Annotated in this window: 16 protein-coding genes; 13 read left to right on the top strand and 3 right to left on the bottom strand. The window is 64.4% G+C overall.

Annotated features, from left to right (window positions below; all coding sequences use genetic code 11):
• Positions 1 to 83: 83 nt before the first annotated feature.
• The 6 genes from icmF (at position 84) to ACFPAH_RS02210 (ending at position 9,879) form a co-directional block, all read left to right on the top strand.
• Complete coding sequence (gene icmF, locus ACFPAH_RS02235; protein WP_379739975.1) at positions 84 to 3,371, top strand: fused isobutyryl-CoA mutase/GTPase IcmF; 3,288 nt, start codon at positions 84 to 86, stop codon at positions 3,369 to 3,371.
• 140 nt (positions 3,372 to 3,511) lie between these two features.
• Positions 3,512 to 3,823, top strand: coding sequence for a hypothetical protein (locus tag ACFPAH_RS02230; RefSeq protein WP_379739973.1), 312 nt, complete (start codon positions 3,512 to 3,514; stop codon positions 3,821 to 3,823).
• A 267-nt stretch (positions 3,824 to 4,090) separates the two neighbouring features.
• Positions 4,091 to 6,865, top strand: coding sequence for an XrtA/PEP-CTERM system TPR-repeat protein PrsT (gene prsT / locus ACFPAH_RS02225; RefSeq protein ID WP_379739971.1), 2,775 nt, complete (start codon positions 4,091 to 4,093; stop codon positions 6,863 to 6,865).
• Positions 6,866 to 6,993: 128 nt separating this feature from the next.
• Positions 6,994 to 7,767 carry an N-acyl amino acid synthase FeeM domain-containing protein gene (locus ACFPAH_RS02220; RefSeq protein ID WP_379739969.1) on the top strand — a complete coding sequence of 258 codons (774 nt, stop codon included), beginning with the start codon at positions 6,994 to 6,996 and terminating at the stop codon, positions 7,765 to 7,767.
• A 142-nt stretch (positions 7,768 to 7,909) separates the two neighbouring features.
• Positions 7,910 to 8,809, top strand: coding sequence for a ThiF family adenylyltransferase (locus tag ACFPAH_RS02215; RefSeq protein WP_379739966.1), 900 nt, complete (start codon positions 7,910 to 7,912; stop codon positions 8,807 to 8,809).
• Positions 8,806 to 9,879: a molybdopterin biosynthesis protein MoeY gene (locus ACFPAH_RS02210; protein ID WP_379739963.1), complete on the top strand. Its 1,074-nt coding sequence runs from the start codon at positions 8,806 to 8,808 to the stop codon at positions 9,877 to 9,879. The genes ACFPAH_RS02215 and ACFPAH_RS02210 overlap by 4 nt, the downstream gene beginning before the upstream one ends.
• Positions 9,880 to 10,036: 157 nt before the next feature.
• Here ACFPAH_RS02210 and pepA read toward each other — a convergent pair whose 3' ends face one another.
• From pepA to ACFPAH_RS02195, 3 genes are all read right to left on the bottom strand, one after another.
• Positions 10,037 to 10,921 carry a flocculation-associated PEP-CTERM protein PepA gene (gene pepA, locus ACFPAH_RS02205; protein WP_379739960.1) on the bottom strand — a complete coding sequence of 295 codons (885 nt, stop codon included), beginning with the start codon at positions 10,919 to 10,921 and terminating at the stop codon, positions 10,037 to 10,039.
• 539 nt (positions 10,922 to 11,460) lie between these two features.
• Positions 11,461 to 12,087 (bottom strand): XrtA/PEP-CTERM system exopolysaccharide export protein, encoded by a 627-nt coding sequence (locus tag ACFPAH_RS02200; RefSeq protein ID WP_379740234.1) that lies wholly within the window; start codon positions 12,085 to 12,087, stop codon positions 11,461 to 11,463.
• A 159-nt stretch (positions 12,088 to 12,246) separates the two neighbouring features.
• Entirely contained in the window at positions 12,247 to 13,032 is a 786-nt protein-coding gene (locus tag ACFPAH_RS02195; RefSeq protein WP_379739957.1) for a S1 family peptidase, read from the bottom strand.
• Between the two features lie 388 nt (positions 13,033 to 13,420).
• On the opposite strand from ACFPAH_RS02195, the gene ACFPAH_RS02190 reads away from it, so the two are divergent.
• The 7 genes from ACFPAH_RS02190 to xrtA are packed head-to-tail and all read left to right on the top strand — an operon-like array spanning position 13,421 to position 22,209.
• Positions 13,421 to 14,938 (top strand): XrtA system polysaccharide chain length determinant, encoded by a 1,518-nt coding sequence (locus ACFPAH_RS02190; protein WP_379739954.1) that lies wholly within the window; start codon positions 13,421 to 13,423, stop codon positions 14,936 to 14,938.
• Between the two features lie 42 nt (positions 14,939 to 14,980).
• Positions 14,981 to 15,967: an XrtA-associated tyrosine autokinase gene (locus tag ACFPAH_RS02185; protein WP_379739951.1), complete on the top strand. Its 987-nt coding sequence runs from the start codon at positions 14,981 to 14,983 to the stop codon at positions 15,965 to 15,967.
• Positions 15,948 to 17,498, top strand: a complete 1,551-nt coding sequence (locus tag ACFPAH_RS02180; protein ID WP_379739948.1) for a TIGR03016 family PEP-CTERM system-associated outer membrane protein — start codon at positions 15,948 to 15,950, stop codon at positions 17,496 to 17,498. The genes ACFPAH_RS02185 and ACFPAH_RS02180 overlap by 20 nt, the downstream gene beginning before the upstream one ends.
• 13 nt (positions 17,499 to 17,511) lie before the next feature.
• Complete coding sequence (locus ACFPAH_RS02175) at positions 17,512 to 18,543, top strand: XrtA/PEP-CTERM system-associated ATPase (protein WP_379739945.1); 1,032 nt, start codon at positions 17,512 to 17,514, stop codon at positions 18,541 to 18,543.
• Positions 18,540 to 19,424, top strand: a complete 885-nt coding sequence (locus tag ACFPAH_RS02170; RefSeq protein WP_379739942.1) for an XrtA system polysaccharide deacetylase — start codon at positions 18,540 to 18,542, stop codon at positions 19,422 to 19,424. Before ACFPAH_RS02175 ends, ACFPAH_RS02170 begins: the two co-directional genes overlap by 4 nt.
• Positions 19,421 to 20,668: a TIGR03087 family PEP-CTERM/XrtA system glycosyltransferase gene (locus ACFPAH_RS02165; protein ID WP_379739939.1), complete on the top strand. Its 1,248-nt coding sequence runs from the start codon at positions 19,421 to 19,423 to the stop codon at positions 20,666 to 20,668. Before ACFPAH_RS02170 ends, ACFPAH_RS02165 begins: the two co-directional genes overlap by 4 nt.
• Positions 20,668 to 22,209, top strand: coding sequence for an exosortase A (gene xrtA / locus ACFPAH_RS02160; protein WP_379739936.1), 1,542 nt, complete (start codon positions 20,668 to 20,670; stop codon positions 22,207 to 22,209). Before ACFPAH_RS02165 ends, xrtA begins: the two co-directional genes overlap by 1 nt.

Raw genomic sequence — 22,209 nt, 5'->3', positions numbered from 1 at the left:
AACATCCCGAACTTGACGTTAACGTTAACGTCATATACCGTACAAATCGACCCTGTCCGCTGCCCGAATCCAGAAGGAACCCCATGAACGACATCACCCCCGCCGCCAAGCTCGACCTGCCAGAGCAGCCGAAGCTCGCCAACAAGGTGCGTTTTGTGACCGCCGCGTCGCTGTTCGACGGCCACGATGCCTCGATTAACATCATGCGCCGCATCTTGATGGCCAATGGCGTCGAGGTCATCCACCTCGGCCATAACCGCTCGGTCGACGACGTCGTCACCGCGGCGCTGGCCGAGGACGTGCAAGGCATTGCCATCTCCAGCTACCAGGGCGGCCACGTCGAGTATTTCAAATACATGATCGACCTGCTGCGCCAGCGCGGCGGCGCGCATATTAAAGTGTTCGGCGGCGGCGGCGGCGTCATCGTCCCGTCCGAAATCGAAGAACTGCACGCCTATGGCGTGGCGCGCATCTTCAGTCCGGAAGACGGCCAGCGCATGGGCCTGGTCGGCATGATCCGCTCGATGATCGAAGCCTGCGACATCGACCTGTCTCCCTACGCCCCGACTGCCATCGAGACCCTGCGTTCCGGCGAGATCGCCGAACGCCACCGTCCGCTGGCCCAGCTGATCACGGCGCTGGAAAACGGCAAAGTGGAGCCGGAACTGCGCAAGCAGATCGTCGAAGCGGCCGATGGCTTACAAGTGCCCACGCTCGGCATCACCGGTACCGGCGGCGCCGGCAAATCCTCGCTGACCGACGAACTGATTCGCCGCATCCGCCTCGACCAGAACGACCGCCTGAACATCGCGGTGATCTCAATCGACCCGTCGCGCCGCAAATCCGGCGGCGCCCTCCTGGGCGACCGCATCCGCATGAACGCGATCGCTCCCTGGAACGGACAATCCCGCGTCTTCATGCGCTCGCTCGCCACGCGCGAAGCGGGCTCCGAAATCTCGCACGCCCTGCCGGACGTGATCGCCGCCTGCAAAGTGTCCGGTTTCGACTTGGTGATCGTCGAGACCTCGGGCATCGGCCAGGGCGACGCGGCGATCGTGCCGCACGTCGACGCCTCGATGTACGTGATGACCCCGGAATTCGGCGCCGCCTCGCAGCTGGAAAAGATCGACATGCTCGATTTCGCCGATTTCATCGCCATCAACAAGTTCGACCGCAAGGGCGCCCAGGACGCGCTGCGCGACGTCGCGAAACAGTACCAGCGCAACCGCGAGCTGTGGTCGCAGAGCCCGGAGCAAATGCCGGTGTTCGGCACGCAGGCTTCGCGTTTCAACGACGATGGCGTCACCGCCCTGTACCACGGCCTGCTGCCCAAGCTGGCCGAACTGGGTTTGCAAGTCGAGCCGTCGAAACTGGCGGTGCCGCCGCAGCGCCACTCGAGCGGCAAGAACGTGATCGTCCCGCCAGCCCGCGCGCGCTACCTGGCCGAGATCGCCGACACCGTGCGCGGCTACCACAGGAACACCGCGAAACAGGTGAAACTGGCGCGCGAGCGCCAGCAGCTGAGCGAAACGAAGCGCATGCTGGCGGCTGCCAACCGCGAAGTGGTGCTGGACGACCTGATCACGGAACGCGAGAACGCGATGGACGGCAGCGCGAAAAAACTGCTGGCCATGTGGCCCGACATGCAGGCGGCGTACGCCGGCGAGGACTACGTCGTCAAGATCCGCGACAAGGAAATCCGCACCAAATTGGTGCAAAAAACCCTGTCCGGCACCACGATCAGGAAAGTCGCGCTGCCAAAATATGAAGACCACGGCGAAGTGCTGCGCTTCCTGATGCTGGAAAACGTGCCGGGCTCCTTCCCGTTCACGGCCGGCGTATTCGCCTTCAAACGCGAGAACGAAGACCCGACCCGCATGTTCGCCGGCGAAGGCGATGCCTTCCGTACCAACCGCCGCTTCAAACTCGTGTCGCAAGGGATGGACGCCAAACGCCTGTCCACCGCGTTCGACTCGGTGACCTTGTATGGCGCCGACCCGGCCCTGCGCCCGGACATCTACGGCAAAGTCGGCAACTCGGGCGTGTCGATCGCCACGCTCGACGACATGAAGGTGCTGTACGACGGTTTTGACTTGTGCAGCCCAAGCACGTCCGTGTCGATGACGATCAACGGCCCGGCGCCGACCATCCTGGCGATGTTCATGAACACGGCGATCGACCAGCAGATCGACAAGTTCGTGACGGACAACCACCGCCAGCCGACCGACGACGAGGCGCAAAAAATCAAGGAATGGGTGCTGGCCAACGTGCGCGGCACCGTGCAGGCCGACATCCTGAAGGAAGACCAGGGCCAGAACACCTGCATCTTCTCGACCGAGTTTTCGCTGAAAGTGATGGGCGACATCCAGGAATACTTTGTCCACCACCAGGTGCGCAATTTCTATTCGGTGTCGATTTCGGGCTACCACATCGCCGAAGCCGGCGCGAATCCGATCTCGCAGCTGGCGTTTACCTTGTCCAATGGATTTACCTTTGTCGAAGCCTACCTGGCGCGCGGCATGCACATCGACGATTTCGCCCCGAACCTGTCGTTCTTCTTCTCGAACGGCATGGACCCGGAATACACGGTGCTGGGCCGCGTGGCGCGCCGCATCTGGGCCGTCGCGATGCGCGACAAATACGGCGCCAACGACCGCTCGCAGAAGCTGAAGTACCACATCCAGACTTCCGGCCGCTCGCTGCACGCGCAGGAAATCGATTTCAACGACATCCGCACCACGCTGCAGGCGCTGATCGCGATCTACGACAACTGCAACTCGCTGCACACCAACGCCTACGATGAGGCGATCACCACGCCGACCGACGAATCCGTCCGGCGCGCGCTGGCGATCCAGCTGATCATCAACCGCGAATGGGGCCTGGCCAAGAACGAAAACCCGAACCAGGGCTCGTTCATCATGGACGAACTGACCGACCTGGTCGAGGAAGCCGTGCTGCAGGAATTCGAGCGCATCGCCGAGCGCGGCGGCGTGCTGGGCGCAATGGAAACCGGCTACCAGCGCGGCAAGATCCAGGAAGAGTCGATGCTCTACGAGCACAAGAAGCACGACGGCTCGCTGCCTATCATCGGCGTCAACACCTTCCGCAACCCGAAGGGCGCGGAAGCCCCGGCGACGATCGAGCTGGCGCGCTCCACCGACGACGAAAAGCAGTCGCAGCTGACGCGCCTGGAAGCCTTCCACCAGCGCCACGCCAACGCGGCGCCGGCTGCCCTGGCAGCCCTGCAGCAGGCGGCGATCGACAACCAGAACGTGTTCGAGAAGCTGATGGACGCCGTGCGGGTCTGCTCGCTCGGCCAGATCACCACTGCCCTGTTCGAAGTCGGCGGGCAGTATCGCCGGAATATGTAAGCTCGCATGTAAGTTTGCCCTTCCCGGGCCCGCCGTCGGCGGGCCCGTTTTCTTCCTCTTCCGCCACATTCGCTTCACGCGTCACTCGCTCGCCGCGCGCCTCCCCTACAATAGGCCATCACCCACGAGCGGAGCACCCCATGCCGATCAAGCCTGAACAGCTTGCTGCCCTGATGCGCGAAGTCGAGCAGGACGACCCGATCGATTTTGCCGACCTGCCCTTCCCCGAAGACGACCTGCGCGAACTGGTGGCGAACCATTTGTGCGAAATGGCAGCACGCATGGAAAACTTCAGCACCGAAGACCGCTTGTTGACGCTGCTCGCAGTCTCCGCCAAGCTGGTCCTGGAAAACCTGGTGCTGCACGTGCAGTTGCTGCGCCGCCATGGCCTGCCGGTCGGCGACAACGTCGACGCACTGCTCAGCCGCCTGCGCAAGGGCGACGCCGACTGAAGTCCGGCAGCCTGACGCGCGGCCCGTTTCGCGAGATCGGTGTAGGCTGTACCGCCTATTTCAGTCCGGCTCGCTTAACGAGCGAACACGGCAGACGGGCACGCCGCCGCATTCTGCGCCAACATTAATTCCGCAGGGAAATCGCGAGTCCGCAACAACAAACGCATTGTGCGGGAACTAAGCCATTCCATGAGGTATTATTGTTAGTGAGGAAACTCGCCGGGCTAGGTCCGGCGGCGTCTGCACTGCGTAAAACCTGAGGAACCCATGTCCCGTACCGTCTCCAAGATGAAACTCACCACTGCGCTGGTATCCGGCGCGCTGCTGCTGGCCGGCATGGCCGGCTGCAGCCGCGACCAGTCGACCGCCAGCCTGCTGGCCGAAGCCAAGCAATACCAACAGAAGGGCGACCAGAAGGCCGCCATCATCCAGCTCAAGAATGCCGTGGCGAAGAGCCCCGAGGATGGCGAGGCGCGCCTGCAGCTCGGCAGCTTGTACCTGGAAACCGGCGACGCCGTGTCGGCCGAGAAGGAACTGCGCAAGGCGGCGAGCCTGGCCATGCCTGCCGAGCGCACGCTGCCGCTGCTGGCGAAGGCGCTGCAGGCGCAGGGCAAGTTCAAGGAACTGCTGGCCGAGATCAAGCCGGAACTGGCGGCCAAGTCGGCGCCGCTGACGGCCGTGCGCGCCGACGCCTTGCTGGCGACGAACGATCTCGACGGCGCAAAGGCGGCCTACGAGGCGGCGCTGGCGCTGCAGCCGGCCAACGGCGCGGCCCTGACCGGCCTGGCGCGCCTGGCGCTGGTCAAGCAGGACCTGCCGACGGCCGAGCGCTACGCCGTCGAAGCAGTCACCAAGGATGCGAACAATCCGGAAGTCTGGATGTTCCGCGGCGGCATGCTGCGCGGCATGAACAAGCCGGACGAGGCACTGGCCGCGTTCGACAAGGTGCTGGCGCTGCGTCCGACAGACCGCAACGCCAACCTGGAAAAGGCGTACATCCGCATCAACCAGGCCAAGTTCCCGGAAGCGCTCGCTGAAATCGAAGCGGCCCGCAAGATCGCGCCGAACAGCCTGCTCGTTACCTATGCCCAGGCCCTGCTCGACTACACCGAAGGCAAGAACGCGGCGGCGCGCGAATCGCTGCAGCGCGTCCTGAAAAGCGCGCCGGAACACATGCCGAGCATCCTGCTGGCCGGTGCTGTCGAGCTGAACCTGGATGCGCCGGAACAGGCCCAGATGCACTTGCGCAAATACCTGGAGAACGACCCGAACAACCCGCATGCGCGCAAGCTGATGGCACAAGCCCAGCTCAAGAGCGCACAACCGGGCGAGGCGGTGAATACGCTCAGGCCCATGCTCGACAAATCGACCGACCCGCAACTGCTGGCGCTGGCCGGCGAATCGCACATGCAGGCGCGCGAGTTCGCCAAGGCGACCACCTATTTCGAGCAGGCGGCCAAGCTGGCGCCGGAAGCGGCCGTGGTGCGCACCTCGCTTGGCCTGGCGCGCCTGGGCCAGGGCGATACCGCACGTGGCATCAGCGAACTCGAACGCGCCACCGAACTCGATCCGAAGTCGGAACGCGCCCTGACCGCCCTGGCCCAGGCCGAGTACGGCCTGAAGCACTACGACAAGGCGCTCGCTGCGATTACCAAGCTCGAGCAGGTGAAGGGCGAAGACCCGCAGACCTACAACCTGAAGGCCACCGTGCTGCTGGGCAAGGGCGACGTCGCCGGCGCCCGCGGCGCCTTCGAGAAGGCGCTGCAACTGAAGCCGACCTTCTTCCCGGCCGCAGCCAACCTGGCCAAGCTCGACCTGCTGGAAAACAAGCCGGACGCCGCGCGCAAGCGCTTCGAGACCGTGCTGGCCAGCGACAAGAAGAATTTCGGCGCGATGTCCGCACTGGCCGAGCTGGCGGTGATGCAGAAGCGCCCCGAGGAAGCGACCACCTGGCTGGAAAAGGCGCAAGCCGAAAATCCTGACGCGATCGCGCCAGTGGTCAAGCTGGGCAACCACTACCTCGCCACGAAGCAGGAAAAGAAGGCGCTGACGCTGGCGCGCAAGTTCCAGGCAGCCAACCCGACCAATGCCGACCTGCTCGACCTGCTTGGCCAGGCCCAGCTCGCAAACGACGATGGGCAAGGCGCCCTCGACAGCTACAGCAAGCTGGTCAACGTGTTGCCGCGCTCGGCCATGGCGCAGATGCGCCTGGCCATGGCCCACGAGAAGCTGAAGAACGACGGCGCCGCCGCCGACGCGCTCAAGCGCGCCGTTGCGCTCCAGCCCGGCCTGGTCCAGGCACGCGTACTCCAGGTCGAACTGGCGATGCGCCGCGGCCGCAACGAGGAAGCGCTGGCGCTGGCGCGCGACGTGCAGGCGGCCGATCCGAAGTCGCCGATCGGTTTCCTGCTCGAGGCCGACCTGCAGCAGGCGCAAAAGAACCCGGAGAAGGCGCTGGCCGCCTACGACAAGGCGCTGGCGCTGAACAAGTCGGGCGCGATCCTGATCCGCAGCGCCACGCTGCTCAAGGGGATGGGCAAGGCCAAGGAAGCGCAGGCACGCGTGGCGGCCTTCGCCAAGGCCAATCCGGACGATGCCCTGGTCCAGATGTACCTGGCCGAATCGCACCTGACGGCACAGGAATACAAGCCGGCCGCGACCATCCTGGAAAACCTCATCAAGCGCAACCCGAACAACGGCGCGGCCTTGAACAACCTGGCCTGGGCTTACTCGCAGCAGAACGATCCGCGCGCGCTGGCAACGGCCGAACAGGCCTACAAGGTGGCGGCCGACAGCCCTGCCGTCATGGACACGCTGGGCTGGATGCTGGTCGAGAAAGGCGATACCGGGCGCGGTTTGCCGCTGCTGCAAAAAGCGGTGGCAGCCGCCCCGGGAAGCCCGGAAATCCGCTATCACCTGGCGGTCGGCCTGCATAAATCGGGCGACAAGAATGGCGCGCGCAAGGAGCTCGAAACACTGCTGGCGCAGAGCCGTCCATTCCCGCAACTCGAGGAAGCCCGTTCGTTGCTAAAAACGTTATAAACGTCTAGTATTTAAGATAAATAAAAACCAACAGTGACGCGCCCTCCGCCTCTGGCGGCAAGGGTGCGGCAAAGGCTAAAAAAGCGCCGCCAGCGCAAGCGGCGGCGCCTCAAAACGAAGGTGTCCCGATGACGAATCCCGACGATTTGCAGGAACGCGAAGAGAGCTCCGTCGAATTTCTATCGAACGCTCATGTTCCGGAAGATCGCGATAATATAGCGAACTCAGAACTAGAGGATGTTATCGTGAACCAAGATTCATATGGAATCCGGCTTACCGATACGAAAAAAGGGCGCAATTCGGCCAGCATGCTGGTCAACAAAATGTATGCTTGGCGCGGCTATGCTGGCACGCACCAGTTCAGCGACGATCCCAATCGCATTACCCTGACGGCCACTGACAAGGGCGACGTGGTAGGCACCCTGACGCTCGGTATCGATTCACCGATTGGCCTGATGGCCGACCAGATCTTCAAGGAAGAACTCGACGCGCATCGGGCACGCGGGGCCAAGCTCTGTGAATTCACCAAGCTGGCGTTCGACCCCACGGTCCGCTCGAAAACCTCGCTGGCCAACCTGTTCCACCTGGCAGTGATTTACGCCCGCGATATCCACGATTGCACCGATATCGTCATCGAAGTCAATCCGCGCCACCGCCGCTTTTACGAGCATATGCTCGGATTCAAACGCGAAGGCGATTTGAAGGACAATCCGCGCGTGAATGCGCCGGCGTATCTGCTGCGCATCGAGCTGGCGTATGTCACCGAGCAGATTAAAAAGCACGGCGGCACGTTCAGCGAAACCTCGACCGAACGCTCGTTTTACCCCTACTTTTTCTCTGCGCGCGAAGAACAGGGTATTATCAACCGCCTGCGCCGCATCGACGAACAACAGGTGGCGTAACCAATTCCCCGGCGCCGGGCACCGTCCCGGCGTGTCAACCGGATGGGCCAGGACGATTCGTCCGGACGCCGACGCGACGCACCAGATACGCCATCGGGCATATCGACATGCCGTCCCTCCCACCGCTTTATCGCACCAAGACATGACCACTTCTTTTCGCTATGAGCAGGCTTTTTCTCGAAATATTGGCTGGGTAACCCGAGAGGAGCAAGCCCTGTTGCGAAGCAAGCGGGTGGCGATCGCGGGCGGCGGCGGGGTCGGCGGCGTGCATGCGCTCACCCTGGCCCGGCTCGGCGTGACGAAATTCCGCATTGCCGACTTCGACACCTTCGACGTGCCCAACTTTAACCGCCAGGTCGGCGCGATGGTGTCGACGCTGGGCCAGCCGAAGGTCGACGTCATCCGCCGCATGCTGCTCGACGTCAATCCGGAATGCGAAGTCGAGGTGTTCGACCAGGGCATCAACGACGCCAACCTGAACGCCTTCCTCGACGGCGCCGACATGTATGTCGACGCGCTCGACTTCTTCGCCTTCGAGATCCGCCAAAAGACGTTTGCGCTGTGCGCCCGGCTCGGCATCCCGGCCAGCACCGTGGCGCCGCTCGGCATGGGCGCGGCGCTGCTGAACTTCCTGCCGGGACAGATGACGTTCGAGGAATACTTCCAGTGGGGAGACCTGCCGGATACGGACAAGGCTGTCCACTTCGTCGTCGGCCTGGCGCCGGCCGGGCTGCACCGGCCCTACCTGGTGGTGCCGGAGGCGGTCAACTTCGTCGAGCGGCGCGGGCCGTCGACCATCATGGCCTGCCAGCTGTGCGCTGGCGTGATGGGCACCGAGGCGCTCAAGATCCTGCTCGGGCGCGGACGCGTGCTGGCTGCGCCCTGGGGCATCCAGTTCGACGCCTACCGCAACAAGCTGGTACGCACCTGGCGCCCGGGCGGGAACCGCAATCCCCTGCACCGGCTGATGATCAAGATTGGCAAGAAGCAGCTGGCAAAGGACCTGGCAGCCGCGGGAGCGACCCAAGGAGCAAACCGATGAGCAACCCGATGACGACGATGGAACAGATCCTGGACCTGGCGCGCTGGGCGCCCAGCGGCGACAACATGCAGACCTGGCGCTTCGAGATCCTGGCGCCCGACCACCTGGCCGTGCATGCCTACGACACGCGCGACCACTGCGTCTACGACCTCGACGGCCACCCGAGCCAGATCGCCTTCGGCACCCTGCTCGAGACGATCGCGATTGCCGCCAGCGGCCATGGGCTGCGGGCCGACATCGCGCGCCGCCCGGACGGCCGCGAAACCCATCCGGTATTCGATGTGCGTTTTATGCCGGACCCGGGCGTCGCCCGCAGTCCCCTGATCGAGGCGATCGACAAGCGCACGGTGCAGCGCCGGCCGATGCGCACCACCCCGCTCACGCCGGAACACAAGCGGCTGCTGGAAGCGACCGTCGCGCCCGAGTACGCCTTGACCTGGCTCGAGACGCGCGACCAGAAATGGCGCGCGGCCAAGCTGATGTTCAACAATGCCCGGCTGCGCCTGACGATGCCCGAAGCGTTCGAGACGCACCGCAGCATCATCGACTGGGAAAACCGCAAGCACAGCCCCGACAAGGTGCCGGCGGACGCGCTGGGCGTCGACGCCATGACGCTGCACCTGATGAAATGGGCGATGGTGAGCTGGCGCCGCATGGCTACCGTCAATATGCTGACCGGCACCTGGGCGCCGCGCCTGCAGATGGACCTCGCGCCCGGCATGGCCTGCGCCGCCCACTTCGTGCTCAAGGCGCGCCGCGCGCCGCAGTCGATCGACGATTACGTGGCCGCCGGCCGCGCCCTGCAGCGCTTCTGGCTGACCATGACCACGCTCGGGCTGTACATGCAGCCGGAAATGACACCGCTGATCTTTTCGAAGTACGCGCGCGAAGGCACGCGCTTCACGGCCGAGCCGAAGCTGGCGCAGGCGGCGCACGACCTGCAGCGCCAGACCGAAGCGCTGATCTTCGGCGGCGGCCTGCATCCGGTCTATATGGGACGCCTGGGCTATGGCCCGGCACCGGAAGCGCGCTCGGTGCGCCGGCCGCTGTCGGAACTGATGAAGCGCTGACGAAGCGGGCGGCGCAGCGACGAGCGGCGGCGGCCTTTACAGGCCGCCGCCGCTTTGTTTTGTGCCTCCGGCGCCGGCTGGCGCCACGCACAGGCAAAGAAAAAGAGCGGGCAAGCCCGCTCTTTCTCATACCACTTCAGCGTCGTGCAGGAGGCAATTACGCCTTCTTGGCAGCGCGCTTGCGGCTAGCGAAACCGGCGCCCAGCATCGCGATGCCGAACAGGGCCAGCGAGCCTGGCTCTGGAACTTCAGCCAGCTTGAACTGGCCGTTGTTCGAGACGAAGAAGTACTGGCCTGGGGCATTGGCGTAAGCCGAGCCGTTGCAGCCGGCGCCGGTGAAGCCGGCGTATTGGCAAGCGACTTCCGACACCAGGTTAGGGGTCGCTGCGCTGTCCGGGTTGGCGATCGGGTTAGCGTTGGTGAAGGCGAAAGCCAGCACCGATTCCATCGACAGATCCTGGCCATTGCTGCGGAAGAAGTAGCCTGGTTCCATGTTGGTTGCTTTAGCGAACACGCTCACCTGGCCGTTGGCAACTGGGCTGCCGCTGGCATCGACCTGGCCGCCGCCGCCGGCGAGCACGTTGAAGGTAGCGATTTCGGTACCCAGGTCGGCGCCGTAGACGCCTTCGGTCGAGCCGTACTGGCCATTGGTCGGGTTCTGGAAGATGCGGATGCTGCCGCCTTCGAACGCGAACGAACCGTTGGTCGAACCGGTGCCGCGGGTACCGTTACCGAAACCTTCGAACAGCGCGGTGATGTTGCCGCCCTGGTAGGTGACTGGGAACAGCTTGCCGTTGCTGTCGGCCTGGCTGATGTTGAACACTGCGTGCTCAACGAAGGAGAAGCTGCGCTCGCCCGTCGGGGTCAGCTGGATGAACGAATTACCGTTCACGTCCAGGTACTCGCCGATGACTTGAGCACTGTCGAAGCCGCCGCCGGTTGGGTTGAAGCGCCAGTCGGTCATGATCTGGGCAGCGCTAGCGGCGCCAGCGAAGGACATTGCAACAGCGGTGGCGCAAGCCAGTTTCTTCAGAAATTTCATAATTCACATTCCTTGTTGAGTGGATCGATTTGGGCAAACACACTCCCCTATTAGCAAGCACTGTGCCAGCTCTTGTTTATCCTTTAAAATCAACCACTTGATCTGTACAGTTAAGGTGGTCTACATGGCCATGTAAAGTATCTCGACAGTATATTTTTCGATAAAAATGTCCGTAGGAATTTTTATTTTTTTATAAGAAATCTGTAACAATGTTGCTATTACCAAATATGCTCGCAGCCCTGTAAGAGCCCTCCTACGCCGCCCCCAAGCACATCAAGCCATGCGCCGCTTGCTGCAAGCGGCAGCCAACGACAGGCTGTGCGCAACCGCTGACGCGGCAGCATCCGGCACGGCAGGCGCAGCGAATTGCCGCATATATAAGATGCTCCGCAGGGACCTTGCCCTGCCTGCTCGCCCCGATCTCCCCGATCGCCTTCAGCGCCTCGCGCGTCCGTCCAGGTCCCGATCATCAGGCAGGGGCCAGAAACGACAAACGGCGCCCGCAGGCGCCGTTATCAGAACAACCGGGACGATCCCGTTTAGAAGAAGCTCTCCGGGATCACTAGGATGTCGCCCGGACGCATCGGCATATTCGCCGAGATGTCGCCGTCCTTGATCAGGTCGTCGAGGCGGACATTCAGCTTTTGCTGGCGGCCATCGACGGTACGGATGATGCTGGCGCGGTTACCCGAAGCGAATTCGGTGACGCCGCCGACGGCGATCAGCACGTCCATCAGCGACATGTCGCGGCGGTACGGCAGGGCTTGCGGCTTGGCGGCCTGGCCGATCACACGGATCTGCTCGCCGTAGTTGCCGACGAAACCGGTGACGACGACGGTCACGACCGGCTGCTGGATGAATTTCGCCAGCGCCTTTTCGATGTCGCGCGCCAGCTCGGTCGAGGTTTTGCCCGCGGCCGGCAGGTCTTCGACCAGCGGCGTGGTGATTTTGCCGTCCGGACGGACAGGAACCGACATCGACACTTCCGGATTACGCCAGACGATGATGTTGACGGCGTCGCCCGGCCCGATCAGGTAGTCGGCCGGTACCGCGCCTGCCATCGACACGTTCGATGGCGGCGGCGACTTGAACCGGTCCAGCCACGAGCAGCCGGACAAGGCCACAACGCAGGCCGAAGCCAGGGCCAGTTTCGTCAGATTCGTCATGATCTTGCTCACGTCATTCCCCTTCACGACAAGCAGCGGCGCCTGCGCCAGACTGTTGTTATAGCAGATTAAAAATTGTTATTTAGCCATCAAACTGGCGTATTGTATCTTAATCGTGCTTCCTGCCCAGCCGTGCACGATTGAAATATTTCATTTTTTTCACTTCCGCTGCAACAGCTCCTGGACATACTGCGCCGGGATGGCATAGCTGATCCCGCTCGGGCTGCTGATCGCGTTTTCCTTCAATCCCTTGACGAACACCATATTGATTACCGCGAGCACGGCACCTGTCTCCGGATCGTACACCGGACTGCCGCTGTTGCCGGGGTAGGCCGTGCCGTCGAGCTGGAAGATCTTCAGCGGGTCGCGCTGCAGCTGGGTGATCGCGCGCGCATCGAGCCGGCGCGAACTCATCGACGGCATGACGATCGGCGTCAGCGCCGACAGCATGGCGCGGTGGGTGACATGGTTCAGCCCCAGCACCATGCCGAGCGGGAAGCCCGTAAACGCCAGGGCCTGCCCTTCGACGGCGGCGCGCGAATCGCCCAGCGCCAGCGCCGGCAACGGCGCCCCGCTGGTCAGGCGCAGGTGCGCCAGGTCGTGCCCGCGGTCGATGGCGACCACGCGCGCCGGACGGAAGCTGACGTCCTGGCCGGCACCGACCACCACTCCCAGCTCTTCCATCCGGGCAGCGTCGAGCCCGGTCGGCACCACGTGGGCGTTGGTGATGATGCTCATCCCGTCGCCGACGGCAAAGCCGGTGCCGGTAAACATGACCGACGGGCTGCGGGTTTTCAGGAAAGTACCGACCCCGACCACCGACGGTTTGACCGCCGCAATCGTGCGCGCCAGGCCGTCGGCGCGGACCGGCGCGACGGCCACGGCGGCCAGTCCCAGGGCGGCAAATACGGCCAATAGACGCCGTCTTAACAATTGCTTAATCATGTTGCATTCATTATTTCGAATGGGAATCAATCGTGCAGGCCCTTTTGCAATTTCAACATTACAATGCACCAGCTTGAGTTCAAGCAAAGACGTTGTCCGAGGATCAAACCCAAGACGTTTGCTGTAGTGCGGAATTGACATAAAGCAACATCTTACACGTTACGAAGTTTGTTCGGTGGCAATAATACCCCGCCGAACGAAGCACGGTACGCGTTTTTGACGTTGCAGCCAAGAATTTGTGTTGTAAGGTGTGCTATGCATGGCGTTTATTAGCATGATTTTCCGGCACGCAATTGCAATTGCACAAACTACAAGCGATGATGCGTATTCCTTTTGTTGATTGTTCGTGCCTGGCCTCCTGCCGGGCACTCATGGCGAGACTGATGAGATGGCAGAGATAACAGCCCTAATCCTGAATTTCCTTAAGGCCATCGGTAAATACCGCTGGCATGCAGTAGCCATCACCTGGCTGGTGGCCCTGATCGGCTGGGCCTTCGTGCTCAGGATGCCGAATCAGTACGAAACCTCGGCGCGCGTGTATGTCGACACGCAAAGTATCCTCAAGCCGCTGTTGCAAGGCATGACGACATTGCCGAACCTGCAGCAGCAGGTCATGTTCATGCGCCAGACCCTGATCAGCCGCCCGAACATCGAAAAGGTGATGCGCGATACCGACCTCGACGTCAAGGCCAAGACCAGCGACGAAAAGGACCGGATGGTCGAGGAACTGATGGCGAAGATTACGGTCGCCGGCACCAACCGCGACGACATCTATACCATCAGCTACACTGCGACCGATCCGAAGCTGGCCAAGGACGTGGTGCAGTCGCTGCTGGCGATCTTCGTGGAAGGCGGCCTCGGCGGCAAGAAGCAGGAATCGGACAAGGCGGTCCAGTTCATCGACGACCAGATCCGCAGCACCGAGGAAAAGCTGGCCACCGCCGAGAACAAGCTCAAGGAATTCAAGATCAAGAACATGGGCTTGCTGCCGAACGGTAACGATTTCGGCAGCCGGGTCGCTTCCGCGAATGACGCCCTGAGCCAGGCACGCCTGGAGCTGGCCGAGGCCGAGCAGTCGGCCACCGCGATCCGTCGCCGCATGGCCACCGGCGGCGGCGCCGTCACCAGCAGCGGCGTCGTGGTCGACCCGGAACTGGAAAGCCGCCTGGCCACCGCCCAGAAGAACCTCGACACGCTGCGCCTGCAATACACGGAACAGCACCCGGACATCATCGCCACCAAGCGCCTGGTCGAGCAACTGCAAGTACAAAAGAAGGAAGCGGCGAAGAAAGGCCGTCCCGACAGCGCCGTTGCCGCCAGCCCGATGATGCAGCAACTGACCGTGTCGCTGTCGGATGCCGAATCGCGCGTGGCCGCCCTGCGCGCCCGGGTCGCCGAGTATTCGAACCGCGTCGCCACCCTGCGCAGCCAGCGCGAGACGGCGCCGGAAGTCGAAGCCCAGCTGGTCCAGCTGAACCGCGATTACGAAGTCAACCGCGAGAACTACCAGAAACTGGTCCAGCGCCGCGAGCAGGCCAGGTTGTCCGGCGACCTGACCTCCGCCACCAACATGATGACCTTCCGCGTGATCGAGCCGCCGCTGGCCGCGATCAAGCCGTCCGGCCCGAACCGGCTGGCGCTGTTCTCGGCCGTATTTGTCGCCGCACTGCTGGCAGGCCTGGCTGGCGCCTTCCTGATGGCCCAGGTACGCCCGACCTTCCTGAGCCATGCGGCGCTGCGTGAAGCGACCGGCGTTCCGGTACTCGGATCGATCAACATGCACTGGACCGACAGCCAGAAGCTGCTGCAAAAGCGCCGCCTGATGGGCCTCGGCGCGGCCGTGCTGGTCCTGTTCGGCGCCTACGGCGTCGGCGTGGCCGCCATGCTGGCCCAGCGCGCCGCGTAAGCGCGCCCCGACACCGTGTAACGGAAAATATTAGGAGCGAATGTGAGCATTATCGAAAAAGCGGCCAGCCGCATTGACCACACCCGCGTGCAGGCACCGGCCCCAGTTGTTGTCGAGCACGACGGCCAGCCCGTCGTGCTGGAAACGCACAGCCCGGCGGCGCCCGCCGTTCCCCCTGCGGCGCCGCATGCAGCCCCGCAGGCAGCCCCTGCGCCGGCAGCACGCGCCGAAGCGGCGCCTGCCCAGCGGTCCGAACCGCGTCTCGATGCGGGACGCACGAGCAAGCCGAAGCCAGGCAAGGCCGGCACCCGCAAGGTCGAACTCGACCTGGCGGCGATGCGCGAAGCGGGGCTGGTGACCGCCGCCAGCGGCCGCACCAGCCTGCTGGAAGACTTCCGCGTCATCAAGCGCCCGCTGCTCAAGCGCGCCTTCGGCCAGGCGAGCGGCGGCCGCCCGAACAACCTGATCATGATCACCAGCTCGCTGCCGGGCGAAGGCAAGACCTATTGCGCGATCAACCTGGCGATGAGCATCGCCATGGAACTCGACCACACGGTGTTGCTGGTCGACGCCGATGTCGCCCGCCCGTCGGTGCTGCGCACGCTCGGCCTGCCGTCCCAGCGCGGCCTGATGGACATCCTGGTCGACGACAAGCTCGACCTGTCGGACGTGATGCTGCGTACCAACGTCGATACGCTGAGCATCCTGCCGGCCGGCACCAGCACCCCGCGCGCCACCGAACTGCTGGCCAGCTCGACGATGAGCAACCTGGTCAACGAGATCGCCCACCGCTATCCCGACCGCGTCATCATTTTCGATTCGCCGCCGCTGTTGCTGACGAGCGAATCGCGGGTCCTGGCCAGCCACATGGGCCAGATCGTGATGGTGGTCGAGGCCCAGGGCACGACCCAGCAGGCAGTCAAGGAATCGCTGCGCCAGCTCGAAGGCTGCAGCAACGTCAACCTCATTTACAACAAGGCGCGGGGCATCCCGGGAATCGAAGAGAAGTATGACTACAACTACGGCTAAGCACATCATCGGCAAGCTGCCGCGGCTGGCGCCGCTGGCAGCGGCGCTGCTGGTCGTGCTCCCGGCCCAGGCGCAATGGCGCGTCACGCCTTCGCTGTCCATCACCGAAACCCTGACTGATAATGCCAACCGCGGCAGCTCGCAGCGCAATGGGCGCCTGATCACCGAAGTCAATCCCGGGATCTCGGCCTACGGCCAGAACCGCTACCTGCAGCTCAACGCCAACGCCGACGCCTCGCTGTTCGGCTACCTCGGCGGCGGCAGGGGCAACGCGCGCCGGAACCGCCTCCAGTACGACGCCACCGGGCGCCTGAAGGTGATCGACGAGTTCATGTATGTCGACGCGACCGCACGCAGCAGCACCCAGGCGATTTCCGCCTTCGGCCTGCTCGGCCAGGAGGCGCGTTACAACAACGAAAACGTCGCCGACGTCAGCAGCTGGAGCATCAGCCCGAACATTCACCAGCGCCTCGGCAATTTTGCCAACGTGTCGCTGCGCTATACCTTGAACGGCGTCGACGCCGATCGCTCGCGCTTCGGCAGCAGCACTGCCCACGGTCCCCAGTTCGACCTGACCAGCGGCCGCTCGTGGAAAAACCTGGGCTGGAACCTGCGCTATGCAAAGCAGGACGTCGACAACAAACAGTTTGCGGATACCTCGTCGGAAAACGCGTTGTTCAGCGCCCACTACGCGCTGAGCCGCACCCTGAGGCTGACCGGCAGCGTCGGCTACGACCGTTTCGACTTCGACTCGCTGGGCGGCGATACCGCGGGCCGCAGCTGGTCGGCGGGCTTCGCCTGGCGTCCGACCGCGCGCACCAAGCTGGAGATGTCCGGCGGACGCCACTTCCTGGGCAATACCGGTTCGCTGCTGGCCTCGCACCGCACCCGCCACGGTTACACCAGCCTGAGTTATTCGGACACGGTGACGACGACACGCTCGGAGTTTTCCCTGCCGCAGGCGCTCGACACGGCGAGCATGCTCGATGCGCTGTTCGCCGCGACCATCCCCGACCCGTTCGCGCGGCGCCAGGCGGTCGACGCCTACCTGTACAACACCGGCCTGCCGGGAAGCCTGGCGCAGGAAGTCAATTACCTGACCAACCGCTACTTCCGCCAGAAACTTGCGCGTGCGGCCACCGTCTACAACTGGCGCAACCACAGCACGGTGGTGTCCTTGTATGCCAGCGAGCGGATCGCCCTGTCCTCGAGCGAGGCCGACAGCGGCCTGCTCGGCAGCCAGCTGCTTGCGCTCAACAACAACGTGCGCCAGGTCGGCTTCGACGCCACCCACAGCTATCGCCTCAACTCGAAGACGAGCGCCACCGCCGGCCTGACGCTGTCGCGCTCGCGTTCCCTGTCGACCGACATCGAACGCGATAACCAGACGCTCAGCATGGGCGTGCGGCAGATCTTCAGCCGCCAGTTGCAAGGGGCCGTCGAGCTGCGCCATTCGCGCGGCACGCGCGGCTTCGAGAGTACGCACTACTACGCCAATTCGCTCAGCGCCACCCTATCGGCCCAGTTTTAAGTGGAGTGACACGATGTACGAACCGTATTATGGATTTTCGGCCAAGCCTTTCCAGCTGCGCCCCGACCCCCACTTTTTCTTCGGCAGCAAGGGCCACAAGCGGGCCATGGCCTACCTCGAATACGGCCTGTCGCAGGGCGAGGGCTTCATCGTCGTGACGGGCGAGGTCGGTGCCGGCAAGACCACGCTGGTACGCAACCTGTTCAACAAGCTGCCGCACGAGCAGATCGTCGCCGCCCATATCGTCAACACCCACCTCGATCCGGACGACACGCTGCGCATGGTGGCCTCGGGTTTCGGCCTGCCGTATGAAGGCGCGACCAAGACCGACCTGCTGACCCGCCTGGAAGCCTTCCTGCACGACGTCGACCGCCAGGGCAAGCGTGCCCTGCTCGTGATCGACGAAGCCCAGAACCTGAACCCGAAGACGGTCGAGGAACTGCGCATGCTGTCGAACTTCCAGACCGACGACAAGTCCCTGCTGCAGACCTTCCTGCTCGGCCAGCCGGAGTTTCGCGCCACCCTGCACAGCCCCGGCATGCAGCAGCTGCGCCAGCGCGTCATTGCCAGCTACCACCTGGGCCCGATGGATGCGCCGGAAACGCGCGCCTATATCGAGCACCGCCTGCACACGGTCGGCTGGAACGGCGACCCGAGCTTCGACGACGCCGCCCACGAGGCGATCTTCGGCTACACCGGCGGCATCCCGCGCAAGACCAACACCCTGCTCGACCGCGTGCTGCTGATGGGCTACCTGGAAGAGCTGCACCATTTCACCGGCGAGCACATCCAGGCCGTGATCGGCGACATCGGCGAGGAATTCCAGCAGCCCGACGTGCTGGGCACGCCCGCGGTGGCGCACGCCAACGGCAGCGCCGCCGGCCACGTCGACCACATGGGCGACCGCCGCGACAGCATCGAAGTACTCGACGAGCGCATGATGCGCCTCGAGAAATCGATCGTCTCGGTGCTCTCGATCCTGAAGAAAATCGTCGCCAACCCGCAAGGGGTGCAGGCGGCACAACACGTGGATACCCCCGAATGAAGATGCAGACTCCCGCAGCCCGGCCGCAGCGCCAGCCGGGCGAGCGTATCCGCAATGCGATGACCTGCGACGTCGAGGACTATTTCCAGGTCTCGGCATTCGCTCCCTACATCGACCGCGCCAGCTGGCCGGCGCGCGAATGCCGCGTCGAGGCCAACATCGAGCGCATCCTGGCCCTGTTCGAGCGCCACGACGTGAAAGGGACCTTCTTTACCCTGGGCTGGATCGCCGAACGCTATCCGGCCATGGTGCGCCGCATCGTCGCCGCCGGCCACGAACTGGCCAGCCACGGCTACGGCCACCTGCGCGCGTCCGACCAGAGCCGCGCCGAATTCGACAACGACATCCGCTCCAGCAAGGCCCTGCTGGAGGACATCGGCGGCCAGGCCGTGATCGGCTACCGCGCCCCGAGTTTTTCGATCGGCCACGGCAACCTGTGGGCGCTCGACGCGCTGTACGAGGCCGGCTACCGCTACAGCTCGAGCATCTATCCGATCCAGCACGACCACTACGGCATGCCGGATGCGCCGCGCTTCGCCTTCTATCCGAACGGGCCGGACGGCCTGCTCGAAATCCCGATCACCACGGCCATGCTGGGCGGTAAAAAGCTGCCGGCCGGCGGCGGCGGCTACTTCCGCCTGCTGCCGTACGCGCTGTCGCGCTGGATGGTCAAACGCGTCAACGAGCTCGATAACGAGCCGGCGCTGTTTTATTTCCACCCGTGGGAAGTCGATCCCGGCCAGCCGCGTCCGGAAGGCCTGGGCGCCAAGGCGCGCTTCCGCCACTACATCAATATCGATCGCATGGAGGGGCGCATTGCCGCCCTGGCCCGTGATTTCGCGTGGGACCGGATGGACCGTATCTTCCTGAGCAAGCCATGAATTCGATTATCGAAGCAGTACTGCAGAAGCAGGAAAGTGCCGCGGCCAAGGCCGCCAAGCCGGATCTGCTGCTGCTGGTACACCGTATCCCTTATCCGCCGAACAAGGGCGACAAGATCCGCTCGTACCACTTGCTCAAGCACCTGGCGGACAAGTACCGCGTGCACCTGGCGACCTTCGTGGACGACGCCGAAGACTGGCAGCACGTGCCGACCGTCGAGGCCTTGTGTGCGAGCAGCCACTTCGCGCACCTCAACCCCATGCAGGGCAAGATCCGCAGCGCCAGGGCGCTCGCGACCGGCCAGTCGCTGTCGCTGGCCTATTACCGCGACGCCGGGATGCGGCGCTGGGTAGCGCACACCATGCGCGAGCGCGGCATTGCCCGCGTCATGATGTTCTCGTCGGTGATGGCACAGTATGCCGAGGCCTTTCCGGCGGCGCGCCGCGTCATCGACTTCTGCGACGTCGACTCCGACAAATGGCGCCAATACGCCGACAAGAAGAAGTGGCCGATGAGCTGGGTCTACCGCCACGAGGCGCGCAGCCTGCTCGACTACGAGCGCAAGGTCGCCGACGCCTTCGACGCTTCCCTGTTCGTGTCGGAACCCGAGGCCGAGCTGTTCCGCGGCCTGGCGCCGCACAGCAGCGCCAAGATCGGCTTCTTCAATAACGGCGTCGACACCGAGTATTTCAGCCCCGAACGCGCTTACGAGAATCCGTTCCCGCAAGACGAACAGGCCCTGGTGTTCACGGGCGCGATGGACTACTGGCCGAACATCGATGCGGTGAAATGGTTCGCCGCAGAAGTGCTGCCGCGCGTGCGCGCAGCCGTGCCGGAGGCGCGTTTCTACATCGTCGGCTCGCGCCCGGCGCCGGAAGTGCAGGCGCTCGCCGGCGATGCCATCGTCGTCACCGGCACCGTGCCCGACGTGCGCCCCTACCTGGCACACGCCAGCGCCGCCGTGGCGCCGCTGCGCATCGCGCGCGGCATCCAGAACAAGGTGCTCGAGGCGATGGCGATGGCGCGTCCGGTGGTCGCCTCGCCCCAGGCCTTCGAAGGCATCGACGCCGCCGCCGGGCGCGACCTGCTGGTCGCCGACGCGCCCGACGCCTACGCCGACAGCGTGATCGGACTGCTGCGCGCTCCCGACCCGGCGATGGGCAGCGCGGCGCGCGCCAGCGTCGAGCGGCGCTACAGCTGGCCGGCCCACCTGTCCCAGATCGAAGCGAGGTTCGAATGCTGATGAACGACCATCCGGCCATCGCCGGCGCCGCCCCCCGCGGGCTGTCGGTCCCGAACGCGGCCATCATCATCGCGGCCCTGCTGGCGCCGCTGCTGCTGTACTGGAGCACCGCCGCCTCCATGGTCTCGATCTGGAACAGCTCCGAAACCTTCGCCCACGGTTATGCGATCGCGCCCATCAGCCTGTGGCTGGTGTGGCGCCGGCGCGAGGTCTTCGCGCGGATCCCGGTCGCGCCCTGCTGGCCCGCGCTGGGCCTGCTGGCCCTGTGCGGGGCCGGTTGGCTGCTGGCCCGCGCCGGTGAAGTCCAGGTCGTCATGCAGTACGCCTTCGTCGCCATGTTCCCGGCCATGGCGCTGGCCGTGCTGGGCACCCGCCTGGCCGGCGCCCTGACCTTTCCCCTGCTGTTCCTGCTGTTCGCCGTGCCCTTCGGCGAAGCGTTCGTCCCATCCCTGATCAACATTACCGCCGACTTCACGGTCGCCATGGTGCAGGCGACCGGCATCCCGGTCCTGCGCAACGGCACCCAGTTCGAACTCCCGACCGGCAGCTGGTCGGTGGTCGAAGCCTGCAGCGGCGTGCGCTACCTGATCTCCTCGATCACCCTGGGCTGCCTGTACGCCTACCTCAGCTACCGCTCGCCCAAGCGCCGCGCCCTGTTCATCGGCCTGTCGATCGTGGTGCCTATCATCGCCAACGGCTTGCGCGCCTACATGATCGTCATGATCGGCCACCTGAGCGGCATGGAACTGGCCACCGGCGTCGACCACCTCATCTACGGCTGGCTGTTCTTCGGCCTGGTCATGTTCATCATGTTCTGGATCGGCAGCTACTGGCGCGAAGACGACAGCGTGCCGGCGGCGGCGCAAGCCGGCAGCCCTGCCGCGCCTGCGGCGCTCGCGGTCCCTGCGCGTGCGCTGGCCGCGGTCGCCATCGCCGCCGTGCTGGTATGCGCCGTGTGGCCGGCCCTGGCCGCCTTGAGCGACAAGGCGAGCTACAATCCGGCGCCGGTACGGCTCGACGCATCGCGCCTGGCGTCGGCGTCGACCGGAGCGCCGACCTGGAGCCCGGAATACCTGGCCCCGGACGCAAGCCTGAAGGGCGCGTACATGGCCGCAGGCAGCCGGGTCGACCTGAACGTGCTGTATTACCGCAACCAGGGTCCGCAAAAGCGCCTGATCAGTTCCGTCAACCGCGTCGACCAGCGCGACGAAGGTTTCCGGCACGTGGCCTCGAGCGGACGCGTCGAGCAGGTCGGCGGCGAGACGCTGGCGCTGCGCGAGACCCGCGTCAAGGGCCCGCACGGCAACTACCTGGTCTGGCACTGGAACTGGATCGATGGCCGCTTCATTGCCAACGACTACCTCGGCAAGCTGCGCCAGGCCAGCGCCAAGCTGATGATGCACGGCGACGACGGCGCCATGCTGATGATCGCCACGCCGGTAGGCGAGCAACCCGAGGCGGCACGCAGCGTGTTGCGCGCCTTCCTGCAAACGAACTTGGCGCCGCTGCAGGCGACGCTCGAGGCAACGCGGGAACGGTAA

It is taken from the genome of Massilia sp. GCM10023247 (assembly GCF_042653325.1).
Lineage (GTDB): Bacteria > Pseudomonadota > Gammaproteobacteria > Burkholderiales > Burkholderiaceae_D > Telluria.
The sequence above is the reverse complement of the archived record's forward strand: the minus strand, read 5'-3'. Positions and strand labels throughout refer to the sequence as shown.